This window comes from Variovorax sp. GW821-FHT09B01 (assembly GCF_059418345.1).
The window spans coordinates 101,968-121,498 of sequence record NZ_JBWKPQ010000017.1 but is presented as its reverse complement, the minus strand read 5'-3'; the positions used below and the strand labels follow the sequence as shown (position 1 = coordinate 121,498).

The window sequence follows — 19,531 nt, the reverse complement described above, 5'->3', positions numbered from 1 at the left end:
GGCCGGCATTTTAAGCCGATTCGACGAGGCCCGTCTTATGTCTTATATAAGATATCCTCCGGGTTCCGCCACGGCGCTTACCCACGCCCTGCCATGAACAGCCCCACCACCACCCTCGACGAGCCCACGACGCCCTCGTTCAGCCCGCTCTACCAGCAGATCAAGACCCTGATCCTGCAGAGCCTGCAGGCGGGCGAGTGGAAGCCGGGCGAGCCGATTCCCAGCGAGATGGACCTGGCCGTGCGCTTTCGCGTCAGCCAGGGCACGGTGCGCAAGGCGATCGACGAGCTCGCGGCCGAGAACCTCGTGGTGCGGCGCCAGGGCAAGGGCACCTTCGTCGCGACGCATGCCGAGCAGCATGTGCAATACCGTTTCCTGAAGCTGGTGCCCGATGGCGGCCTGCCGAGCGCCGAAGGCCCGGCCGAGCGCACCATCGTCGACTGCAAGCGCCTGCGTGCCTCGGCCGACGTGGCGCGCGCGCTGGGCCTGCGCACCGGCGACGCCGTGCTGCAGGTGCGGCGCGTGCTCGCCTATGGCGGCGTGCCGACCATCCTCGAGGACCTGTGGCTGCCGGGCACGCCGTTCAAGGGCCTCACGGCCGAGCGGCTGCGCGCCTGGCCGGGCCCGATGTATGCGCTGTTCGAAACCGAGTTCGGCGTGCGCATGGTGCGCGCCGAGGAGAAGATCCGCGCGGTGCTGCCCGACCCCGAGCAGGCCCAGCTGCTCGACGTCACGCCGCAGATGCCGCTGCTGAGCGTCGAACGCGTGGCCCACACCTACCACGACATGCCGATGGAACTGCGCCGCGGCCTCTATCGCACCGACACGCACCACTATCGCAACCAGCTCGGCTGAATGCGCCTCACGATGGACCACGTAACGAATACGCTTCAAGCCGCCGCGCGGCGCGCGCAAGACGCTATGAAGTCAAGAGCATCCGACTGCCGCGGTGCGTCGACGCGAGCGCGACCGATGCGCGATGGTGCATTGCAATAGAATTTTGCGTTGTTTGCATTTCCCGAAGAGAAAACAAAAGCGTTCGCTCTCAGAACAAGTCAATCAACAAGCCACGAAAGCCCCTCCATGACAGAGCTTGCATCCTCCTCCACACCACGGCGTCGCGAATTCCGCAACATCAACGCCTTCACCGATCTCACGACCTACCGCCTGCCTCCTGCCGGCATCGTGTCGATCCTGCACCGCGTCAGCGGCGCGCTGATGTTCCTGCTGCTGCCGTTCATCATCTGGATGTTCGACACCTCGCTCTCGTCCGACTATTCGTTCGCCAAGTTCAAGGCCGCCTTCAACAGCGGCCTTGGTTTCGTTCCGGGCTGGTTTTTCAAGCTCGTCGTGCTCGCGCTGATCTGGGCCTACCTGCACCACTTCATCGCCGGCGTGCGCCACCTCTGGATGGACGTGAGCCACAAGGCCGTGACCAAGGAGTTCGGCAAGAGCTCGGCCATCTTCACGCTGGCCGCGAGCGTCCTGCTGACCATCGTGCTCGGCGCCAAGCTGTTCGGCCTGTACTGAGAAGGAGCCTCAAATGTCTGTGAACTACGGCTCCAAGCGCATCGTCGTCGGCGCGCACTACGGCATGCGCGACTGGCTCAGCCAGCGCGTCACCGGCGCCCTGATGGCGCTCTTCACGATCATCCTGCTGGCGCAGCTGATCTTCACGCGCGGCCCGATCGGCTACGACCTGTGGGCCGGCATCTTCGCCGCGCAGTGGATGAAGGTCCTGACCTTCTGCGTCATCGTGTCCCTGCTCTATCACGTGTGGGTCGGCATGCGCGACATCTGGATGGACTATGTCCAGCCCGTCGCGATCCGCCTCGTGCTCCAGATCTTCACCATCGTCTGGCTGGTCGGTTGTGCGGGTTGGGCCATTCAAGTGCTTTGGAAAATCTGACGACCCCATCCCCACCATGACCTACACAAAAGAACAAATCACCAAGCGCAAGTTCGACGTCGTGATCGTCGGTGCCGGCGGTTCCGGCATGCGCGCCTCGCTGCAACTGGCGCGTGCGGGCCTCAACGTGGCCGTGCTCTCCAAGGTGTTCCCCACCCGCTCGCACACGGTCGCCGCGCAAGGCGGCGTGGGCGCATCGCTCGGCAACATGAGCGAGGACAACTGGCACTACCACTTCTACGACACGATCAAGGGTTCCGACTGGCTCGGCGACCAGGACGCGATCGAGTTCATGTGCCGCGAAGCACCGAAGGTCGTGTACGAGCTCGAGCACTTCGGCATGCCCTTCGACCGCAACCCCGACGGCACGATCTACCAGCGTCCGTTCGGCGGCCACACGGCCAACTACGGCGAGAAGCCCGTGCAGCGCGCCTGCGCCGCGGCCGACCGTACCGGCCACGCGATGCTGCACACGCTCTACCAGAAGAACGTGGAAGCGCGCACCCAGTTCTTCGTCGAATGGATGGCACTCGACCTGATCCGCGACGACGAAGGCGACGTGGTCGGCGTGACCGCGCTCGAGATGGAAACCGGCGACCTGCACATCCTGCAGGCCAAGACCGTGCTTCTGGCCACCGGCGGCGCGGGCCGCATCTTCCAGGCCTCGACCAACGCCTTCATCAACACCGGCGACGGCCTCGGCATGGCGGCGCGCTCGGGCATTCCGCTGCAGGACATGGAGTTCTGGCAGTTCCACCCGACCGGCGTGGCCGGCGCGGGCGTGCTGCTGACCGAAGGCTGCCGCGGCGAAGGCGCGATCCTGCTCAACAGCAACGGCGAACGCTTCATGGAGCGCTATGCGCCCACGCTGAAGGACCTGGCGCCGCGCGACTTCGTGTCGCGCTCGATGGACCAGGAAATCAAGGAAGGCCGCGGCTGCGGTCCCAACAAGGACTACGTGCTGCTGAAGCTCGACCACCTCGGTGCCGAGACCATCCACAAGCGCCTGCCTTCGGTGTACGAGATCGGCATCAACTTCGCCAACGTCGACATCACCAAGGAACCGATTCCCGTGGTGCCCACCATCCACTACCAGATGGGCGGCATCCCGACCAACATCAACGGCCAGGTCGTGATCCAGAAGGGCGAGGACAACAGCGCCGTCGTCAACGGCCTGTACGCCGTGGGCGAATGCTCGTGCGTGAGCGTGCACGGCGCCAACCGCCTGGGCACCAACTCGCTGCTCGACCTCTTGGTGTTCGGCCGCGCGGCCGGCAACCACATCGTCGAGTTCAACGACAAGCTGAAGGAACACAAGCCGCTGCCGGCCAATGCCGCCGACCGCACGCTCGAGCGCCTCAACGAACTGCAGAACTCCACCGGCGGCGAATACGCGCAGGACGTGGCCAACCAGATCCGCGTCACCATGCAGCAGCACGCCGCGGTGTTCCGCAAGCAGGCCTCGATGGACGAAGGCGTGGTCAAGATCGCCGAAGTGCGCGAGCGCGTGAAGGCCATCGGCCTGAAGGACAAGTCCAAGGTGTTCAACACCGCGCGCATCGAGGCGCTGGAAGTCGACAACCTGATCGAAGTGGCGCAGGCCACCATGGTCTCGGCCGCGGCCCGCAAGGAATGCCGCGGTGCCCACACCGTCGAGGACTACGAGCGCCCGGCCGACGATCCGGTCGCGCCGCTGGGCCGCGACGATGCCAACTGGATGAAGCACACGCTCTGGTACTCCGCCGACAACCGCCTCTCCTACAAGCCCGTCAAGCTGCAGCCGCTCACGGTCGCCTCGGTGCCGCCGAAGGTTCGCACCTTCTAAGCGCCAGCTAATGATCAGCCACGTAAAAGCATTCACAAGGTCACAACGATGAAGCGCACATTCCAGATCTACCGCTACGACCCGGACAAGGACGCGAAGCCCTACATGCAGACCGTCGAGATCGAACTCGACGGCCACGAGCGCATGCTGCTCGACGCCCTGATGAAGCTCAAGGCGCAGGATCCCACGCTGTCGTTCCGCCGCTCGTGCCGCGAAGGCGTCTGCGGTTCCGATGCGATGAACATCAACGGCAAGAACGGTCTGGCCTGCCTGACCAACATGAACACGCTCAAGGGCACCGTGGTGCTCAAGCCGCTGCCCGGCCTGCCGGTGATCCGCGACCTGATCGTCGACATGACCCAGTTCTTCAAGCAGTACAACTCGATCAAGCCGTACCTGCAGAACGACACCGTGCCGCCCGAGAAGGAACGCCTGCAGTCGCCCGAGGAGCGCGAGGAGCTCAACGGCCTGTACGAGTGCATCCTGTGCGCGAGCTGCTCGACGAGCTGCCCGAGCTTCTGGTGGAACCCCGACAAGTTCGTGGGCCCGGCCGGCCTGCTGCAGGCCTACCGCTTCATCGCCGACAGCCGCGACGAAGCCACCGCCGAGCGCCTCGACAACCTCGAGGACCCGTACCGCCTGTTCCGCTGCCACACGATCATGAACTGCGTCGACGTGTGCCCGAAGAGCCTGAACCCGACCATGGCCATCGGCAAGATCAAGGAACTGATGGTGCGTCGCGCCATCTGACCCGACATGGCTGCTTTGCCCGGCACCCCATCGCCCTCGGCGCCTCCTGCGGGAAGCGCGGCGGCCGAGCCGCTCGGAGAACGAGCGCTCAGCAAGCTCAAGTGGCGCTGCCGGCGCGGCCTGCTCGAAAACGATCTGTTCATCGCCCGCTTCTTCGAGCGGCACGAATCTCGCATCACCGTCGGCCAGGCCGGCGCGATGGAAGTTCTGATGGACCTCTCGGACAACGATTTGCTCGATCTTCTCCTTCGTAGAAAGGAGCCCGAGCCCGCATGGGCCGGGGCCGAGGTGGTCGAGCTTCTGCAGCTGATGCGCGCCGACGGTGCGCAGCGGCCTGCAACCTCCACGACCTCTCCCTCCTCGCCCTCTCGAACAATCCTCTGAAAGAAACCCGAAATGAAAGCCTCCGATACCAAGGCCACGCTATCGTTCAGCAACGGCGCCGACAAGGTCGAACTGCCGATCTACAAGGGCACCGTCGGTCCCGACGTGATCGACATCCGCAAGCTGTACGCGCAGACCGGCATGTTCACCTACGACCCGGGTTTCATGTCCACCGCGGCCTGCCAATCGGCCATCACCTACATCGACGGCGACAAGGGCGAGCTGCTGTATCGCGGCTATCCCATCGAGCAGCTCGCGACCAACTGCGACTTCCTCGAGACCTGCCACCTGCTGCTGTACGGTGAACTGCCGGATACGGCCAAGAAGGCCAACTTCACCAAACTCGTGACCAACCACACGATGGTCAACGAGCAGATGCAGTTCTTCCTGCGCGGCTTCCGCCGCGACGCGCATCCGATGGCCATCATGACCGGCCTGGTGGGCGCGCTGTCGGCCTTCTATCACGACAGCACGGACATCAACAATCCCGAGCACCGCGAGATCGCCGCGATCCGCCTGATCGCGAAGATGCCCACGCTCGTGGCCATGGCCTACAAGTACACGATCGGCCAGCCGTACATGTACCCGAAGAACGAACTCAGCTATGCGGGCAACTTCCTGCACATGATGTTCGCCACGCCCTGCGAGGAATACAAGGTGAACCCGGTGCTCGAGCGCGCGCTCGACCGCATCTTCATCCTGCACGCCGACCACGAGCAGAACGCCTCGACCTCGACCGTGCGCCTGTGCGGCTCGTCGGGCACCAACCCCTTCGCGGCCATCGCGGCCGGCGTGGCCTGCCTCTGGGGCCCGGCCCACGGCGGCGCCAACGAAGCGGCGCTCAACATGCTCTACGACATCCAGAAGGAAGGTGGCGTGGAGAAGATCGGCGAGTTCATCAAGAAGGTCAAGGACAAGAACTCGAACGTCAAGCTGATGGGCTTCGGCCACCGCGTGTACAAGAACTACGACCCGCGCGCCAAGCTGATGCAGGAGACCTGCAACGAAGTGCTGACCGAGCTGGGCCTGGAAAACGACCCGCTGTTCAAGCTCGCCAAGGAACTGGAAAAGATCGCGCTCGAAGACGAGTACTTCGTGTCGCGCAAGCTGTACCCGAACGTCGACTTCTACTCGGGCATCGTGCAGCGCGCCATCGGCATCCCGGTGCCGCTGTTCACCGCGATCTTCGCGCTGGCCCGCACCGTCGGCTGGATCGCCCAGCTCAACGAAATGATCGGCGACCCCGAGTACAAGATCGGCCGCCCGCGTCAGCTGTTCGAAGGCTCGCCCAAGCGCGACGTGAAGCCGATCTCGGCCCGCTGATCGGCTCTTTCGATCGCTCCCAGCCAAAGCTGCCTCCGGGCAGCTTTTTTATTGCCCGTTCGGCATGGCCCTCCTCGCGCCCGGGCAGCAAGGCCATCTCATATCACGATGGCAACGGCGTAAAAACAGGAAGAAAATAGCCGACTCATCGCCAGATGCGATGCCCAAGCCCCCATGAGCACGTCCGAACGCAACTTTGCCCGCCGCATCGACCTCACGTCGCTGCAGCTGTTCGTGGCCGTGTGCGAGCTGGGCAGCATCGGCCGCGCCGCGGAGCGCGAATTCATCGCCGCCTCGGCCATCAGCAAGCGGCTGTCGGACCTCGAGGCCACGCTCGGCACCACCCTGCTCTACCGCCATGCGCGCGGCGTCGACCTGACGCCGGCCGGCGAGAGCCTGCTGCACCACGCCCGCTCGGTGCTCTACAGCCTCGAGAAGATGCAGGGCGAGCTCAGCGAGTACGCCGACGGCGTGCGCGGCCACGTGCGGGTGCACGCCAACATCTCGGCCATCGTGCAGTTCCTGCCGGAAGACCTGGGCGTGTTCACGCGCGCCCACGAGGCGATCAAGATCGACCTCGAGGAACACCTGAGCACCGAGGTGATCCGCGCGGTGCAGGAAGGCGCGGCCGACCTCGGCGTGTGCCACGTGGCCGGCGGCGCGGGCGAGCTGCAGAGCCTGCCCTACCGGCACGACCGCCTCGCGCTGATCGTGCCCGCGGGCCACGCGCTGGCCGACCAGGGCGCGATCGAGTTCATCGCCGCGCTGGACTACGACCACGTGGGCCTGCACACCAACAGCTCGATCTACGTGGCGATGCACGAGGCCGCGCTGCTCGCGGGCCGCAGCGTCAAGCTGCGCATCCACGTCACCGGCCTCGATGCGATGTGCCGGATGATCCAGAACGGCCTGGGCATCGGCGTGATGCCGCAGCGCGCCTTCGAGCTGATGCAGGACGGCATCGGCCGCGGCCTGGTCAGCGTGGCCCTGTCCGACGCCTGGGCCGCGCGCGAGATCCGGCTGGTGGCGCGCGATTTCTCCACGCTGCCGGTGGCGGCCCGCACGCTGGTGAACCACCTGCACGCGGCCTCCTCCACCGAGGCCGAGGCCGAACCCGGCGCCGACCGGCTCGCGGCCTGAAACACAAGACAATCCATTTCCCCACGAAAGAGAAGAGACCGACATGGCACGCACGCTCTACGACAAGATCTGGGACGAACACGTCGTCCACACCGAGGAAGACGGCACCGCGATCCTCTACATCGACCGCCACCTGGTGCACGAAGTCACCAGCCCGCAGGCCTTCGAAGGGCTGCGCGAAGCCGGCCGCAAGCTGTGGCGCATCAGCTCGGTGGTGGCCACGGCCGACCACAACACGCCGACCACCGGCTGGGAGCGCGGCTACGAAGGCATCGCCGACCCGACCAGCAAGGAACAGGTCACCACGCTCGACCACAACATCGCCGAGTTCGGCGCGGCCGCGTTCTTCCCGTTCCTGAGCAAGCGCCAGGGCATCGTGCACGTGATCGGCCCCGAGACCGGCGCCACGCTGCCGGGCATGACGGTGGTCTGCGGCGACTCGCACACCTCCACGCACGGCGCCTTCGGCGCGCTCGCGCACGGCATCGGCACCAGCGAGGTCGAGCACGTGATGGCCACGCAGACGCTGCTGGGCAAGAAGGCCAAGAACATGCTCGTGAAGGTCGAGGGCAAGCTGCCCCTGGGCTGCACGGCCAAGGACATCGTGCTGGCCATCATCGGCAAGATCGGCACCGCCGGCGGCACCGGCTACACGATCGAGTTCGCCGGCTCGGCCATTCGCGACCTCAGCATGGAAGGCCGCATGACGGTGTGCAACATGGCGATCGAGGCCGGTGCGCGCGCGGGCCTGGTGGCGGTCGACGAGAAGACCGTCGCCTACATCAAGGGCCGTCCGCTGGCGCCCACCGGCGTCGAATGGGACCAGGCCGCGGCCTACTGGCGCACGCTGCAGTCCGACCCCGGCGCGAAGTTCGACACCGTGGTTGAGCTCGACGCGACCCAGGTCAAGCCGCAGGTCACCTGGGGCACCTCGCCCGAGATGGTGGTGGCGATCGACGGCCGCGTGCCCGATCCCGACAAGGAAAAGGACAGCAGCAAGCGCGGCGCCATAGAGCGCGCGCTGGTCTACATGGGCCTGGAGCCGAACAAGCAGATGAACGACATCTTCATCGACAAGGTGTTCATCGGCTCGTGCACCAACAGCCGCATCGAGGACATGCGCGAGGCCGCGGCCGTGGTGAAGAAGCTGGGCCAGAAGGTCGCGAAGAACGTGAAGCTGGCACTCGTGGTGCCCGGCTCGGGCGTGGTGAAGGAACAGGCCGAGCGCGAAGGGCTCGACCAGATCTTCAAGGCCGCGGGCTTCGAATGGCGCGAGCCCGGCTGCTCGATGTGCCTGGCGATGAACGCCGACCGCCTCGAGCCCGGCGAGCGCTGCGCCTCGACCAGCAACCGCAACTTCGAAGGCCGCCAGGGCGCGGGCGGCCGCACCCACCTCGTGAGCCCGGCCATGGCCGCCGCGGCCGCCGTGCACGGCCATTTCGTCGACGTGCGCACCTTCGCCTGACCAGGAGACACCCCATGCAGAAATTCACCGTGCACAAGGGCCTCGTGGCCCCGATGGACCGCGAGAACGTCGACACCGACGCGATCATTCCGAAGCAGTTCCTCAAGTCGATCAAGCGCACCGGCTTCGGCGTGAACCTGTTCGACGAATGGCGCTATCTCGATCCGGGCGAGCCCGGCCAGGACCCGGCCAGCCGCAAGCCGAACCCCGACTTCGTGCTGAACCAGCCGCGCTACGCGGGCGCCTCGGTGCTGCTGGCGCGCAAGAACTTCGGCTGCGGCTCGTCGCGCGAGCATGCGCCGTGGGCACTCGACCAGTACGGCTTCCGCGCCATCATCGCGCCGAGCTACGCCGACATCTTCTTCAACAACAGCTTCAAGAACGGTCTGCTGCCGATCGTGCTGTCCGAGACGCAGGTGGCCCAGCTGTTCGACGAGACCTTCGCCTTCCCGGGCTATTCGCTGACCATCGACCTCGAGCGCCAGGTGGTGGTGAAGCCCGACGGCCAGGAGTTCGCCTTCGACGTGCAGGCCTTCCGCAAGTACTGCCTGATCAACGGCCTGGACGACATCGGCCTCACGCTGCGCCACAAGGACAAGATCAAGGCCTTCGAGGCCGAGCGGCTGGCGCAGAAGCCCTGGCTCGCGCACACGATGCTCGCCAACGCCTGAGCGTTCCCGTTTCACTTCCTTCGACAACCACCCAATGAAAATCGCAGTTCTCCCTGGTGACGGCATCGGCACCGAAATCGTGGCGGAAGCCGTCAAGGTGCTCCAGGTGCTCGACCTGAAGTTCGAGCTGGAGACCGCCCTGGTCGGCGGCGCCGCCTACGAGGCCCATGGCCACCCGCTGCCCGATTCGACGCTCAAGCTCGCCAAGGAGGCCGACGCGGTGCTGTTCGGCGCGGTGGGCGACTGGAAGTACGACAAGCTCGACCGGCCGCTGCGCCCCGAGCAGGCCATCCTGGGCCTGCGCAAGAACCTCGGCCTGTTCGCCAACTTCCGCCCGGCCATCTGCTACGAGCAGCTGGTGGGCGCCTCGAGCCTCAAGCCCGAGCTGATCGCGGGCCTGGACATCCTCATCATCCGAGAGCTGACCGGCGACATCTACTTCGGCCAGCCGCGCGGCCGCCGCACCGCGGTCGACGGCCACTTCCCGGGCGCCGAGGAAGCCTTCGACACGATGCGCTACTCGCGCCCCGAGATCGAGCGCATCGCGCGCGTGGCCTTCGAGGCCGCCCGCAAGCGCAGCAAGCGCGTGACCAGCGTCGACAAGGCCAACGTGCTCGAGACCTTCCAGTTCTGGAAGGACGTCGTGACCGAGGTCGGCAAGGACTATCCGGACGTCGAGCTCGACCACATGTACGTCGACAACGCCGCCATGCAGCTCGTGAAGGCGCCCAAGAAGTTCGACGTGGTGGTCACCGGCAACATGTTCGGCGACATCCTCTCGGACGAGGCCGCGATGCTCACGGGCTCGATCGGCATGCTGCCCTCGGCCTCGCTCAATGCCAGCAACCAGGGCCTGTACGAGCCCAGCCACGGCAGCGCGCCCGACATTGCCGGCAAAGGGGTCGCCAATCCCCTGGCTACAATACTGTCCGCTGCCATGATGCTCCGTTTCTCCCTCAACCAAGCCGAAGCTGCCGACCGGATCGAGTCGGCGGTCAAGCATGTGCTGGCCTCCGGCCTGCGCACGGGGGACATCTGGTCGGAGGGCACCCGCAAGGTCGGCACCATCGAGATGGGCGACGCCGTGGTGGCGGCACTCTCGGCCTCGATCACCAAAAAGACGATTACCGGCTAACCGCAGCCCGCTTCGTCACGCCCACCCGGCTCCTGACGAGTCGGGCGCAAAGAGAAACCAGCGACTTTCTTTTTTCTTAAAGGGCACACTCAAATGGCGAACGCATCTCAACCTCTGGTCGGCCTCGTGGGCTGGCGCGGCATGGTCGGCTCGGTCCTGATGGACCGCATGCAGGCCGAAAACGACTTCGGCCTCATCGAGCCGGTCTTCTTCTCGACCTCCAACGCCGGCGGCAAGGCCCCGGCGATGGCCAAGAACGAGACCGCCCTCAAGGACGCGCACGACATCGAGGCCCTGAAGAAGTGCGACATCGTCATCACCTGCCAGGGTGGCGACTACACGACCGAGGTGTTCCCCAAGCTGCGTGCCGCCGGCTGGAACGGCCACTGGATCGACGCCGCCTCCACGCTGCGCATGAAGGACGACGCGATCATCGTGCTCGATCCGGTCAACCTGCCCGTGATCCAGAACGCGCTCACCAACGGCGGCAAGAACTGGATCGGCGGCAACTGCACCGTGAGCTGCATGCTGATGGGCGTGGGCGCGCTCTACAAGGCCGGCCTGGTCGAGTGGATGACCAGCATGACCTACCAGGCCGCCTCGGGCGGCGGCGCGCAGCACATGCGCGAACTGCTGACGCAGTTCGGCACGCTCAACGCCGAGGTCCGTTCGCTGCTCGACGACCCCAAGTCCGCCATCCTCGAGATCGATCGCAAGGTGCTGCACAAGCAGCAGAACCTGAGCGCGGCCGAAACCGCCAACTTCGGCGCCCCGCTCGGCGGCTCGCTGATCCCCTGGATCGACAAGGACCTGGGCGACGGCATGTCGAAGGAAGAGTGGAAGGGCGGCGCCGAGACCAACAAGATCCTCGGCCAGGGCGCGGGCTTCGGCACCGCGGCCACGCCGGTCGACGGCTTCTGCGTGCGCATCGGCGCCATGCGCTGCCACAGCCAGGCGCTGACCTTCAAGCTCAAGAAGGACGTGCCGGTGGCCGACATCGAAGCCATGATCGCCGCCGACAACGCCTGGGTGAAGGTGGTGCCGAACACCCGCGAAGCCACCCTGCAGGACCTGACGCCCGTGGCGGTGACCGGCACCATGGGCATCCCGGTGGGCCGCATCCGCAAGCTGGCGATGGGCCCGGAGTACGTCGGCGCCTTCACCATCGGCGACCAGCTCCTCTGGGGCGCCGCCGAACCGCTGCGCCGCATGCTGCGCATCCTGCTGGAAGCCTGATGGGGACAGTTCGCGCCCGTTGCCTACCCCCTTGTTGTCGAAAGGCGACAGAAGATGTGTTCGTAAGTATGCGCGCACTGGGTAGAACGGGCGCACTGCCTTGTCAGTAGGGGGTGATGATGCTAACGTCCTCTTACAATTTCTGGGCCTGAGCCGCCCCCCTATCAGCATGACAAGACATCTGTTGCCCGCGGCCTGCCCATCGGCCGCTCGCTCCTCCCTTCCCCTGAACGGCGTTCGTCTGTCCGTCCTGAGTGCGGCGGTGGCCGTGGCGATGGGTCTGGCCAGCACCGATGCGAGCGCGTTGGCACTGGGTCCGCTGAAGGTGCAGTCGGCGCTGGGCGAACCGCTGCGGGCCGAGATCGACGTGACCGAGATCACGACCGCCGAAGCCGACAGCCTCAAGATCAACGTGGCCACCGCCGACGCCTTCAAGGCGGCCGGCGTGCCCTACAACCCGGCCCTCGGCGACGTGCGCGCGACGCTGCAGCGCCGCGCCGGCGGCCAGTACGTGGTGCGCCTCAACGGCAGTCGTCCGCTCAACGACCCCTTCATCGACCTGCTGCTCGAAGCCAACGGCAGCACCGGCCGCATCGTGCGCGACTACACCGTGCTGCTCGATCCGCCGGCCGCGCGCCCCGCGGCCGATGCCGGCACGCCGATCGCCCCCGTCTCGCCGCGGGTCGCGTCACCCGTCGAGCGCCCGGGCCCGGTCGTCGCGCGCACGCGCCGCGCACCGGCCGAGGCGCCCGCGCCGGTCACCGTGGCACCGGCACCGTCCGCGACCTCCTCCGCCGCGCCCGTCGCCCCTTCGCCCCGTCCGGCGGGCAGCGGCGAACAGCTCACGGTGCAGCGCGGCGACACCGCCGGCAAGATCGCGGCGGCCAACAAGCCGGCCGACATCTCGCTCGATCAGATGCTGGTCGCGCTGCTGATGGCCAACCCCGATGCCTTCATCGGCGGCAACGTCAACCGCATCAAGGCCGGCGCCGTGCTCGACCTGCCGAGCGCCGCCGAAGCCGGCGCGGTGCCGGCCGCGGAAGCCCGCCGCACGGTCACGGCCCAGAGCCGCGACTTCGGCGCCTACCGCCAGCGGCTGGCCGAGAACGCCCCGACCTCGAACGTGGCCGGCGCCAGCCGCCGCGCCGGCGGCCGGGTGCAGGCCAATGTCGAGGACCGCAACGCAGCCGCCGCCGCGCCCGACAAGCTCACCATCTCGCAAGGCAGCGCCACTGCGCGTGCCGCCGAGGAAAAGGTCGCGCAGACCCGCCAGGCGCAGGATCGCAGCGCCCGCGCCGCCGAACTGTCGAAGAACATCGAGGAGCTCAACAAGCTCAAGGCCGCGGGTGGCTCGACCGCCGCGGCGCCTTCGGCAGCACCCACGCCCGCCGCTGCGGCCGCCCCAGTCGCCGCGCCCGCCACGACGCCGGGCATCCCGGTGCCGGTCGCCGGCCCCGCCGCCACCGCACCGAGCCCCGCTGCCGCGCCTGCACCGGCACCGGCACCCGCTGCAGCCACGCCGGCCCCGGCCGCAGCGACGCCCGCCGTCGAAGCTGCGCCAGCGGCAGCAGCCGCCGCAGCCGCCGCGGCCGCCACCCCCACCGAAGGCGCTGCAGCCACCGGCGCCCCCGCTCCGAGCCCCGCGGCCAGTGCCGCGGCACCCGCACCCAAGCCCGCGCCCAAGAAGGTCGTGGCACCGCCACCTCCGCCGCCCGAACGCAGCTTCCTCGACGAACTGCTCGACAACCCGCTGATGCTGGGCGGCATCGCGCTGATCGCGCTGCTGATCGGCTTCCTGCTCTACCGCGTGCTGGGCCGTCGGCGCGAGGAAATGAGCGAAAGCGTGTTCCTCGAGAGCCGCATCCCCAAGGACTCCTTCTTCGGCGCCAGCGGCGGCGAATCGGTCGACACCAAGAACCGCGGCGACTCCACCGTCTCCTCGCTGTCGTACTCGCCGAGCCAGCTCGACGCCGGCGACGTCGACCCGGTGGCCGAGGCCGACGTGTACCTGGCCTACGGCCGCGACCTGCAGGCCGAGGAAATCCTGCGCGAAGCGCTGCGCGTGAATCCCGACCGCACGGCGATCCACCTGAAGCTGCTCGAGATCCACGCCAAGCGCCGCGACCTGCGCGCCTACGAAGGCCTGGCCACCGAAGTGCACAAGCTCACCGGCGGCAACGGCGCCGACTGGACCCGTGTGGTCGACATGGGCAAGGAACTCGATCCGGGCAACCCGCTGTACGAATCGGGCACGCCGCGCAGCGCCACGCCCGCCGAGAGCGCCGCCCTCGCGACCGCGCTGGCCGCCGCCTCGGCCCGCCCGCCAGTCGCCGCCAAGCCCGCGCCCGCGCCGGCCCCGGTGGCAGCCGCTCCGGCCTTCGTGCCCTCGGTGGCACCGCTCGACTTCGACCTGGACCTGAGCCAGCCGCCCGCACCGCCGCCGCTGGCACCGGTCGGCGCCAGCCTGCCGAAGTCGGCCTATGCGCCCGCCCCGGCCGCGCGCCCGACGACGCCCCCGTCCGCCAGCCTGGCGGCGCAGCCGACGGTCGACCTCGAGAACGATTTCGATACCGCCCCCGGCGCGCTGCCGCTCGACACCCTGCCCGGCTCGCTCAACGACGCCGACAACACCCGCCCGGCCGTGCTGCGCGGCGGTGCCGGCCTGCCGGCCGACTCGGGCTTCATCGAGTTCGACATGAGCGCCCTGGCCGGCCTGCCCGCCCGCTCGGGCAACGGCGCCGACCATCCCGCGCCATCGGCCTCGGCCCACGAGGACGACGAGAGCCCGCATGCCGTCAAGCTGTCGCTGGCGCGCGAGCTGCAGGCCATTGGCGACGTCGAGGGCGCGCGCTCGCTGGTCGAGGAAGTCGAAGCCGAAAGCGCCGGCGAACTCAAGTCGCAGGCGCGGCAGCTGCTCGCCGAGTTGCGCTGAGCGCGCGGCGCCGGCCTCTTTGTTCCTGGTTTCGTGAGGCTGGCGCTCGGCATCCGCTACAACGGCCAGGCCTACGACGGCTGGCAGAGCCAGTCCTCGGGCCGCACGGTGCAGGACAAGCTCGAGAAGGCCCTGTCCCAGTTCGCCGCGCAACGCATCTCCACGCTGTGCGCCGGCCGCACCGACGCCGGCGTGCACGGGCTGATGCAGGTGGTGCACTTCGACACCGAGGTGCAGCGCGAACCCTTCTCCTGGATGCGCGGCACCAACCGCTATCTGCCCGACGACATCGCGGTGCAGTGGGCGCACCCGGTGCCGGCCGAATTCCATTGCCGCGCCAGCGCCCTCGCGCGGCGCTACGTCTACGTGCTCTCGCAGTCGCCGGTGCGCCCCAGCCTCGACGCGGGGCGGGTCGGCTGGTCGATGAACCTGCTCGACGGCGATGCGATGCGCGCCGCGGCCGCGCTGCTGATCGGCGAACACGATTTCAGCTCGTTCCGCGCCTCGGCCTGCCAGGCCCGCTCGCCGGTCAAGAACCTGCGGCGCATCGAGATCACGCGCCACGGTGAGGGCGAGCGCTGCCGCTGGCAGTTCGAGTTCGAGGCCGACGCCTTCCTGCACCACATGATCCGCAACCTGATGGGCTGCCTGGTGCGCGTGGGCCGGGGCGCCGAGTCGCCCGAGTGGATCAGCGAGGTGCTCGCCGCGCGCAGCCGCGACGCGGCGGCGCCGACCTTCTCGCCCGATGGGCTGTACTTCCTCGGCCCGTTGTACGACGCCAAGTGGGGTCTGCCGGCCGAGGCCACCTTCCAGGCCGCCCGCGCGGCCTATGATGGCCCGCCATGAGCCTTCTCCCGCCGCGCACCCGCATCAAGATCTGCGGCCTCACGCGCGAGGCCGACCTCGATGCCGCCGTGGAAGCCGGCGCCGATGCGGTCGGCTTCGTGCTCTACCCGAAGAGCCCGCGCGCCATCGCGCCCGAACGCGCGGCCGTGCTGGCCGCGCGCCTGCCGCCCTTCGTCACGCCGGTGCTGCTGTTCGTCGATGCGCAACCCGCCGAGGCCATTGCCGCCCTGGCCCGGGTGCCGGGTGCCATCGCCCAGTTCCATGGCGATGAAACGCCCGCCGACTGCCTCGCGGCGAGCGGAAACGGCCGCTTCCGCTTCATGCGCGCGGCCCGCATTCCCCTCGGCGAGGCCGGCGCCCACTTCGACCTCGTAAAATACGCATCCGATTTCTCAAACGCCCAGGCCATCCTGCTCGACGCCCATGTCGACGGTTATGGCGGTGGCGGCAAGGCATTCGATTGGTCACTTCTTCCACCCGCCGTCGACGCTCACCTCGTCTTGAGTGGTGGACTCACACCTGCAAACGTGGGCGATGGCATTCGCACGCTGCGGACACGCTGCAAGACGCTGTCCGTTGATGTGAGCTCGGGCGTCGAGATCGACGGTCCCGGGAACAAGGGCCTGAAGGACGCCGGCAAGATCCGGCAATTCGTCGCCGCGGTGAGAGCGGCCGACGCCTCGTCCTTCTCCAGTTAGCCGCCGCACCCGGTTGTCGACCGGGCTGCGGCCCAACGATCGAGAACCATGCAAAGCACCTACCAGCAACCCGACGCCACCGGCCATTTCGGCAACTACGGCGGCACCTTCGCGAGCGAGACGCTCACCCACGCGATCAACGAGCTGCGCGACGCGTACGCGAAGTACAAGGAAGACCCGGCCTTCCTGGCCGAATTCCACTACGAGCTCAAGCACTTCGTCGGCCGGCCCTCGCCGATCTACCACGCCGCGCGCACCAGCCGCGAGATGGGCGGCGCGCAGATCTACCTCAAGCGCGAGGACCTCAACCACACCGGCGCCCACAAGATCAACAACGTGATCGGCCAGGCGATGCTCGCGCGCCGCATGGGCAAGCCGCGCGTGATCGCCGAGACCGGCGCCGGCCAGCACGGCGTGGCCACGGCCACCATCTGCGCGCGCTACGGCCTCGAATGCGTGGTCTACATGGGCAGCCAGGACGTGAAGCGCCAGAGCCCCAACGTCTACCGCATGAACCTGCTCGGCGCCACGGTGGTGCCGGTCGAGTCGGGCAGCAAGACGCTGAAGGACGCGCTCAACGAGGCGATGCGCGACTGGGTCACGAACGTGGAGAACACCTTCTACATCATCGGTACCGTCGCCGGCCCGCACCCCTACCCGATGATGGTGCGCGACTTCCAGAGCGTGATCGGCACCGAGTGCATCGAGCAGATGCCCGCGATGCTGGCGGCCGACGGCATCACCGGCGAAGCCGAGGGCAAGCAGCCCGATGCGGTGGTCGCCTGCGTGGGCGGCGGCAGCAATGCGATCGGCATCTTCCATCCCTACATCCCGTTCGCCGGCACGCGGCTGATCGGCGTCGAGGCCGCGGGCGAAGGCCTGGACAGCGGCAAGCACGCCGCCTCGATCCTGCGCGGCAGCCCGGGCGTGCTGCACGGCAACCGCACCTACCTGCTGCAGAACGAGGACGGCCAGATCACCGAGACGCACAGCGTCAGCGCCGGCCTCGACTACCCCGGCGTGGGCCCCGAGCACGCGTACCTGGCCGACATCGGCCGCGCCGAATACGTGGGAGTCACCGACATCGAGGCCCTCGAGGCCTTCCACTACCTGTGCCGCACGGAGGGCATCATTCCCGCGCTCGAATCCAGCCACGCCGTGGCCCACGCGCTGAAGCTCGCGAAGACCATGCGCCCCGACCAGTCGATCCTGGTCAACCTCTCGGGCCGCGGCGACAAGGACATCGGCACCGTCGCCGACCTCGCGGGCGTCGACTTCTACGACCGGCCCTCGATGCGCGGCCTGAGCGTGAAGGGAGGCAAGTGATGAGCCGCATTGCAGCCACCTTCGAGGCGCTGAAGAAGGACGGGCGCCGAGCGCTCATCCCCTACGTCACCGCCGGCTTCCCCTTTGCCGACATCACGCCCGAGCTCATGCACGGCATGGTCGCGGCCGGTGCCGACGTGATCGAGCTCGGCGTGCCCTTCTCCGACCCGATGGCCGACGGCCCGGTGATCCAGCAGGCCGGTGAAGCCGCACTCGCGCTGGGCATCGGCATGAAGCAGGTGCTGGCGATGGTCGCGGCCTTCCGCGCGAAGGACATGGGCACGCCCGTGGTGCTGATGGGCTATGCCAACCCGGTCGAGCGCTACGACCTCGTGCACGGCAAGCACGCCTTCATCCGCGACGCAGCCGCGGCCGGCGTCGACGGCCTGCTGGTGGTCGACTACCCGCCCGAGGAGTGCGAGCAGTTCGCCGCCGATCTGCGCGAAGCCGGCATCGACCTGATCTTCCTGCTGGCCCCCACCAGCACCGACGAGCGCATGGCGCAGGTCGCGCGCATCGCGAGCGGCTACGTCTACTACGTGTCGCTCAAGGGCGTGACCGGCGCCGGCCACCTCGACACCGAGGCGGTCGGCCGCATGCTCCCGCGCATCCGCCAGCACGTGGGCATCCCGGTCGGCGTGGGCTTCGGCATCCGCGACGCCAGCACCGCGCAGGCGGTGGGCTCGGCGGCCGACGCGGTCGTGATCGGCACCAAGATCATCCAGTTGATCGACGGCCAGCCGCGCGAGAAGGTGGTGCCCGCGGTGCATGAATTCCTCGCGGGCATCCGCGAGGCGCTCGATGCCTTGCCGGCGGCTACCGCGAAGAATGCGGCTAGCCGATAATCGCCGCTGCCCTCGTCAGGCCCCTTTCGTCATGCGAAAAGCACGGAAGGAACACTGACGGCCCCGAAGGCTCTCCCGCCTTCGCGCGAACCTAGGAATGCCCATGAGCTGGCTTGAAAAACTGCTACCCGCCAAGATCGCCCAGACCGACCCCGCCGAGCGCCGCCAGGTGCCCGAGGGCCTGTGGATCAAGTGCCCGGCCTGCGAGACGGTGCTCTACAAGACCGACCTCGAGCACAACCAGAACGTCTGCCCGAGCTGCAGCCACCACCATCGCATCGGCGCGCGTCCGCGCCTCGACGCTTTTCTCGATGCCGAGGGCCGCTACGAGATCGGCCAGGAAGTGCTGCCGGTCGACGCGCTCAAGTTCAAGGACAGCCGCAAGTACCCCGAGCGCCTCAAGGAAGCGCTGGAGAACACCGGCGAGACCGACGCGCTGGTCGTGATGGGCGGCTCGGTCCACAGCATCAGCGTGGTGGTCGCCTGCTTCGAGTTCGAATTCATGGGCGGCAGCATGGGCAGCGTGGTCGGCGAGCGCTTCGTGCGCGGCGTCGAGACCGCGATCGAGCAGAAGGTGCCGTTCATCTGCTTCACCGCCACCGGTGGCGCGCGCATGCAGGAAGGCCTGCTGTCGCTGATGCAGATGGCCAAGACCAACGCCGCGCTCACGCGCCTCGCGAAGAAGGGCCTGCCCTACATCAGCGTGCTGACCGACCCGACCATGGGCGGCGTGTCGGCCGGCTTCGCCTTCATGGGCGACGTGGTGATCGCCGAGCCCAAGGCGCTGATCGGCTTCGCCGGCCCGCGCGTGATCGAATCGACCGTGCGCGTGACCTTGCCCGAAGGCTTCCAGCGCGCCGAGTTCCTGCAGACCAAGGGCGCGATCGACTTCATCAGCGACCGCCGCGAACTGCGCAAGACCATCGCCAGCACGCTCGCGATGCTGCTGCGCCAGCCGGCGGATGCGGTGAGCTGAAGTCCCGGCTTCTCGAAAGACGAAGCGCCCGGAACCTCGCGGTTCCGGGCGCTTTTTTCATGGGGCCTGC

General features: G+C 67.8%; 18 protein-coding genes. All 18 read left to right on the top strand.

The genetic code is table 11. The features are described 5' to 3' along the window. The first annotated feature begins 93 nt into the window (after nucleotides 1–93). The 18 genes from AC07RV_RS33110 (at nucleotide 94) to accD (ending at nucleotide 19,461) form a co-directional block, all read left to right on the top strand. On the top strand, nucleotides 94–855 hold the full coding sequence (locus tag AC07RV_RS33110) for a GntR family transcriptional regulator (protein ID WP_093348760.1): 762 nt from the start codon (nucleotides 94–96) through the stop codon (nucleotides 853–855). A gap of 228 nt (nucleotides 856–1,083) precedes the next feature. Then, complete coding sequence (gene sdhC, locus AC07RV_RS33105; protein ID WP_057595822.1) at nucleotides 1,084–1,530, top strand: succinate dehydrogenase, cytochrome b556 subunit; 447 nt, start codon at nucleotides 1,084–1,086, stop codon at nucleotides 1,528–1,530. A 13-nt stretch (nucleotides 1,531–1,543) separates the two neighbouring features. Further along, a complete protein-coding gene (gene sdhD / locus AC07RV_RS33100; RefSeq protein ID WP_296780168.1) occupies nucleotides 1,544–1,909 on the top strand; it encodes a succinate dehydrogenase, hydrophobic membrane anchor protein in 366 nt (121 codons plus the stop codon). Nucleotides 1,910–1,925: 16 nt separating this feature from the next. Next, nucleotides 1,926–3,734, top strand: a complete 1,809-nt coding sequence (gene sdhA / locus AC07RV_RS33095; protein WP_093348754.1) for a succinate dehydrogenase flavoprotein subunit — start codon at nucleotides 1,926–1,928, stop codon at nucleotides 3,732–3,734. A gap of 48 nt (nucleotides 3,735–3,782) precedes the next feature. After that, on the top strand, nucleotides 3,783–4,484 hold the full coding sequence (locus AC07RV_RS33090) for a succinate dehydrogenase iron-sulfur subunit (RefSeq protein ID WP_093348750.1): 702 nt from the start codon (nucleotides 3,783–3,785) through the stop codon (nucleotides 4,482–4,484). A 6-nt stretch (nucleotides 4,485–4,490) separates the two neighbouring features. Further along, complete coding sequence (locus AC07RV_RS33085; protein ID WP_208513664.1) at nucleotides 4,491–4,868, top strand: FAD assembly factor SdhE; 378 nt, start codon at nucleotides 4,491–4,493, stop codon at nucleotides 4,866–4,868. A gap of 12 nt (nucleotides 4,869–4,880) precedes the next feature. Continuing rightward, nucleotides 4,881–6,191, top strand: coding sequence for a citrate synthase (gltA, locus tag AC07RV_RS33080; protein ID WP_093348745.1), 1,311 nt, complete (start codon nucleotides 4,881–4,883; stop codon nucleotides 6,189–6,191). A 174-nt stretch (nucleotides 6,192–6,365) separates the two neighbouring features. Further along, a complete protein-coding gene (locus AC07RV_RS33075; RefSeq protein ID WP_296780162.1) occupies nucleotides 6,366–7,331 on the top strand; it encodes a LysR family transcriptional regulator in 966 nt (321 codons plus the stop codon). A gap of 43 nt (nucleotides 7,332–7,374) precedes the next feature. Beyond that, nucleotides 7,375–8,796 (top strand): 3-isopropylmalate dehydratase large subunit, encoded by a 1,422-nt coding sequence (gene leuC / locus AC07RV_RS33070; RefSeq protein WP_093348735.1) that lies wholly within the window; start codon nucleotides 7,375–7,377, stop codon nucleotides 8,794–8,796. A gap of 14 nt (nucleotides 8,797–8,810) precedes the next feature. Beyond that, nucleotides 8,811–9,467, top strand: coding sequence for a 3-isopropylmalate dehydratase small subunit (gene leuD, locus AC07RV_RS33065; RefSeq protein WP_093348732.1), 657 nt, complete (start codon nucleotides 8,811–8,813; stop codon nucleotides 9,465–9,467). A 34-nt stretch (nucleotides 9,468–9,501) separates the two neighbouring features. Next, complete coding sequence (gene leuB / locus AC07RV_RS33060; RefSeq protein ID WP_093348729.1) at nucleotides 9,502–10,602, top strand: 3-isopropylmalate dehydrogenase; 1,101 nt, start codon at nucleotides 9,502–9,504, stop codon at nucleotides 10,600–10,602. A gap of 93 nt (nucleotides 10,603–10,695) precedes the next feature. Then, nucleotides 10,696–11,838: an aspartate-semialdehyde dehydrogenase gene (asd, locus tag AC07RV_RS33055; RefSeq protein ID WP_057595813.1), complete on the top strand. Its 1,143-nt coding sequence runs from the start codon at nucleotides 10,696–10,698 to the stop codon at nucleotides 11,836–11,838. Nucleotides 11,839–12,112: 274 nt separating this feature from the next. After that, the gene (locus tag AC07RV_RS33050; RefSeq protein ID WP_472922544.1) at nucleotides 12,113–14,770 is read left to right on the top strand and encodes a FimV/HubP family polar landmark protein; all 2,658 of its coding nucleotides are present in this window, start codon (nucleotides 12,113–12,115) and stop codon (nucleotides 14,768–14,770) included. A 33-nt stretch (nucleotides 14,771–14,803) separates the two neighbouring features. Continuing rightward, a complete protein-coding gene (gene truA / locus AC07RV_RS33045; protein ID WP_057592268.1) occupies nucleotides 14,804–15,616 on the top strand; it encodes a tRNA pseudouridine(38-40) synthase TruA in 813 nt (270 codons plus the stop codon). Then, entirely contained in the window at nucleotides 15,613–16,314 is a 702-nt protein-coding gene (locus AC07RV_RS33040; RefSeq protein ID WP_296780154.1) for a phosphoribosylanthranilate isomerase, read from the top strand. Before truA ends, AC07RV_RS33040 begins: the two co-directional genes overlap by 4 nt. 48 nt (nucleotides 16,315–16,362) lie before the next feature. Next, nucleotides 16,363–17,640 carry a tryptophan synthase subunit beta gene (gene trpB, locus AC07RV_RS33035; RefSeq protein WP_057592270.1) on the top strand — a complete coding sequence of 426 codons (1,278 nt, stop codon included), beginning with the start codon at nucleotides 16,363–16,365 and terminating at the stop codon, nucleotides 17,638–17,640. Then, complete coding sequence (gene trpA / locus AC07RV_RS33030; RefSeq protein WP_296780151.1) at nucleotides 17,640–18,485, top strand: tryptophan synthase subunit alpha; 846 nt, start codon at nucleotides 17,640–17,642, stop codon at nucleotides 18,483–18,485. Before trpB ends, trpA begins: the two co-directional genes overlap by 1 nt. A gap of 103 nt (nucleotides 18,486–18,588) precedes the next feature. Next, nucleotides 18,589–19,461 (top strand): acetyl-CoA carboxylase, carboxyltransferase subunit beta, encoded by an 873-nt coding sequence (gene accD, locus AC07RV_RS33025; protein WP_057592272.1) that lies wholly within the window; start codon nucleotides 18,589–18,591, stop codon nucleotides 19,459–19,461. The last annotated feature ends 70 nt before the right edge of the window (nucleotides 19,462–19,531 follow it).

Excerpts from the sequence above, each read along its gene's own strand:
- leuD (WP_093348732.1), top strand. The coding sequence starts at position 8,811 with ATGCAGAAATTCACCGTGCACAAGGGCCTCGTGGCCCCGATGGACCGC.
- AC07RV_RS33075 (WP_296780162.1), top strand. The coding sequence starts at position 6,366 with ATGAGCACGTCCGAACGCAACTTTGCCCGCCGCATCGACCTCACGTCG.
- sdhC (WP_057595822.1), top strand. The coding sequence starts at position 1,084 with ATGACAGAGCTTGCATCCTCCTCCACACCACGGCGTCGCGAATTCCGC.
- sdhA (WP_093348754.1), top strand. The coding sequence starts at position 1,926 with ATGACCTACACAAAAGAACAAATCACCAAGCGCAAGTTCGACGTCGTG.
- accD (WP_057592272.1), top strand. The coding sequence starts at position 18,589 with ATGAGCTGGCTTGAAAAACTGCTACCCGCCAAGATCGCCCAGACCGAC.
- gltA (WP_093348745.1), top strand. The coding sequence starts at position 4,881 with ATGAAAGCCTCCGATACCAAGGCCACGCTATCGTTCAGCAACGGCGCC.
- AC07RV_RS33085 (WP_208513664.1), top strand. The coding sequence starts at position 4,491 with ATGGCTGCTTTGCCCGGCACCCCATCGCCCTCGGCGCCTCCTGCGGGA.
- trpA (WP_296780151.1), top strand. The coding sequence starts at position 17,640 with ATGAGCCGCATTGCAGCCACCTTCGAGGCGCTGAAGAAGGACGGGCGC.
- leuB (WP_093348729.1), top strand. The coding sequence starts at position 9,502 with ATGAAAATCGCAGTTCTCCCTGGTGACGGCATCGGCACCGAAATCGTG.
- AC07RV_RS33090 (WP_093348750.1), top strand. The coding sequence starts at position 3,783 with ATGAAGCGCACATTCCAGATCTACCGCTACGACCCGGACAAGGACGCG.
- asd (WP_057595813.1), top strand. The coding sequence starts at position 10,696 with ATGGCGAACGCATCTCAACCTCTGGTCGGCCTCGTGGGCTGGCGCGGC.
- AC07RV_RS33110 (WP_093348760.1), top strand. The coding sequence starts at position 94 with ATGAACAGCCCCACCACCACCCTCGACGAGCCCACGACGCCCTCGTTC.
- AC07RV_RS33050 (WP_472922544.1), top strand. The coding sequence starts at position 12,113 with ATGGGTCTGGCCAGCACCGATGCGAGCGCGTTGGCACTGGGTCCGCTG.
- AC07RV_RS33040 (WP_296780154.1), top strand. The coding sequence starts at position 15,613 with ATGAGCCTTCTCCCGCCGCGCACCCGCATCAAGATCTGCGGCCTCACG.
- leuC (WP_093348735.1), top strand. The coding sequence starts at position 7,375 with ATGGCACGCACGCTCTACGACAAGATCTGGGACGAACACGTCGTCCAC.
- trpB (WP_057592270.1), top strand. The coding sequence starts at position 16,363 with ATGCAAAGCACCTACCAGCAACCCGACGCCACCGGCCATTTCGGCAAC.
- sdhD (WP_296780168.1), top strand. The coding sequence starts at position 1,544 with ATGTCTGTGAACTACGGCTCCAAGCGCATCGTCGTCGGCGCGCACTAC.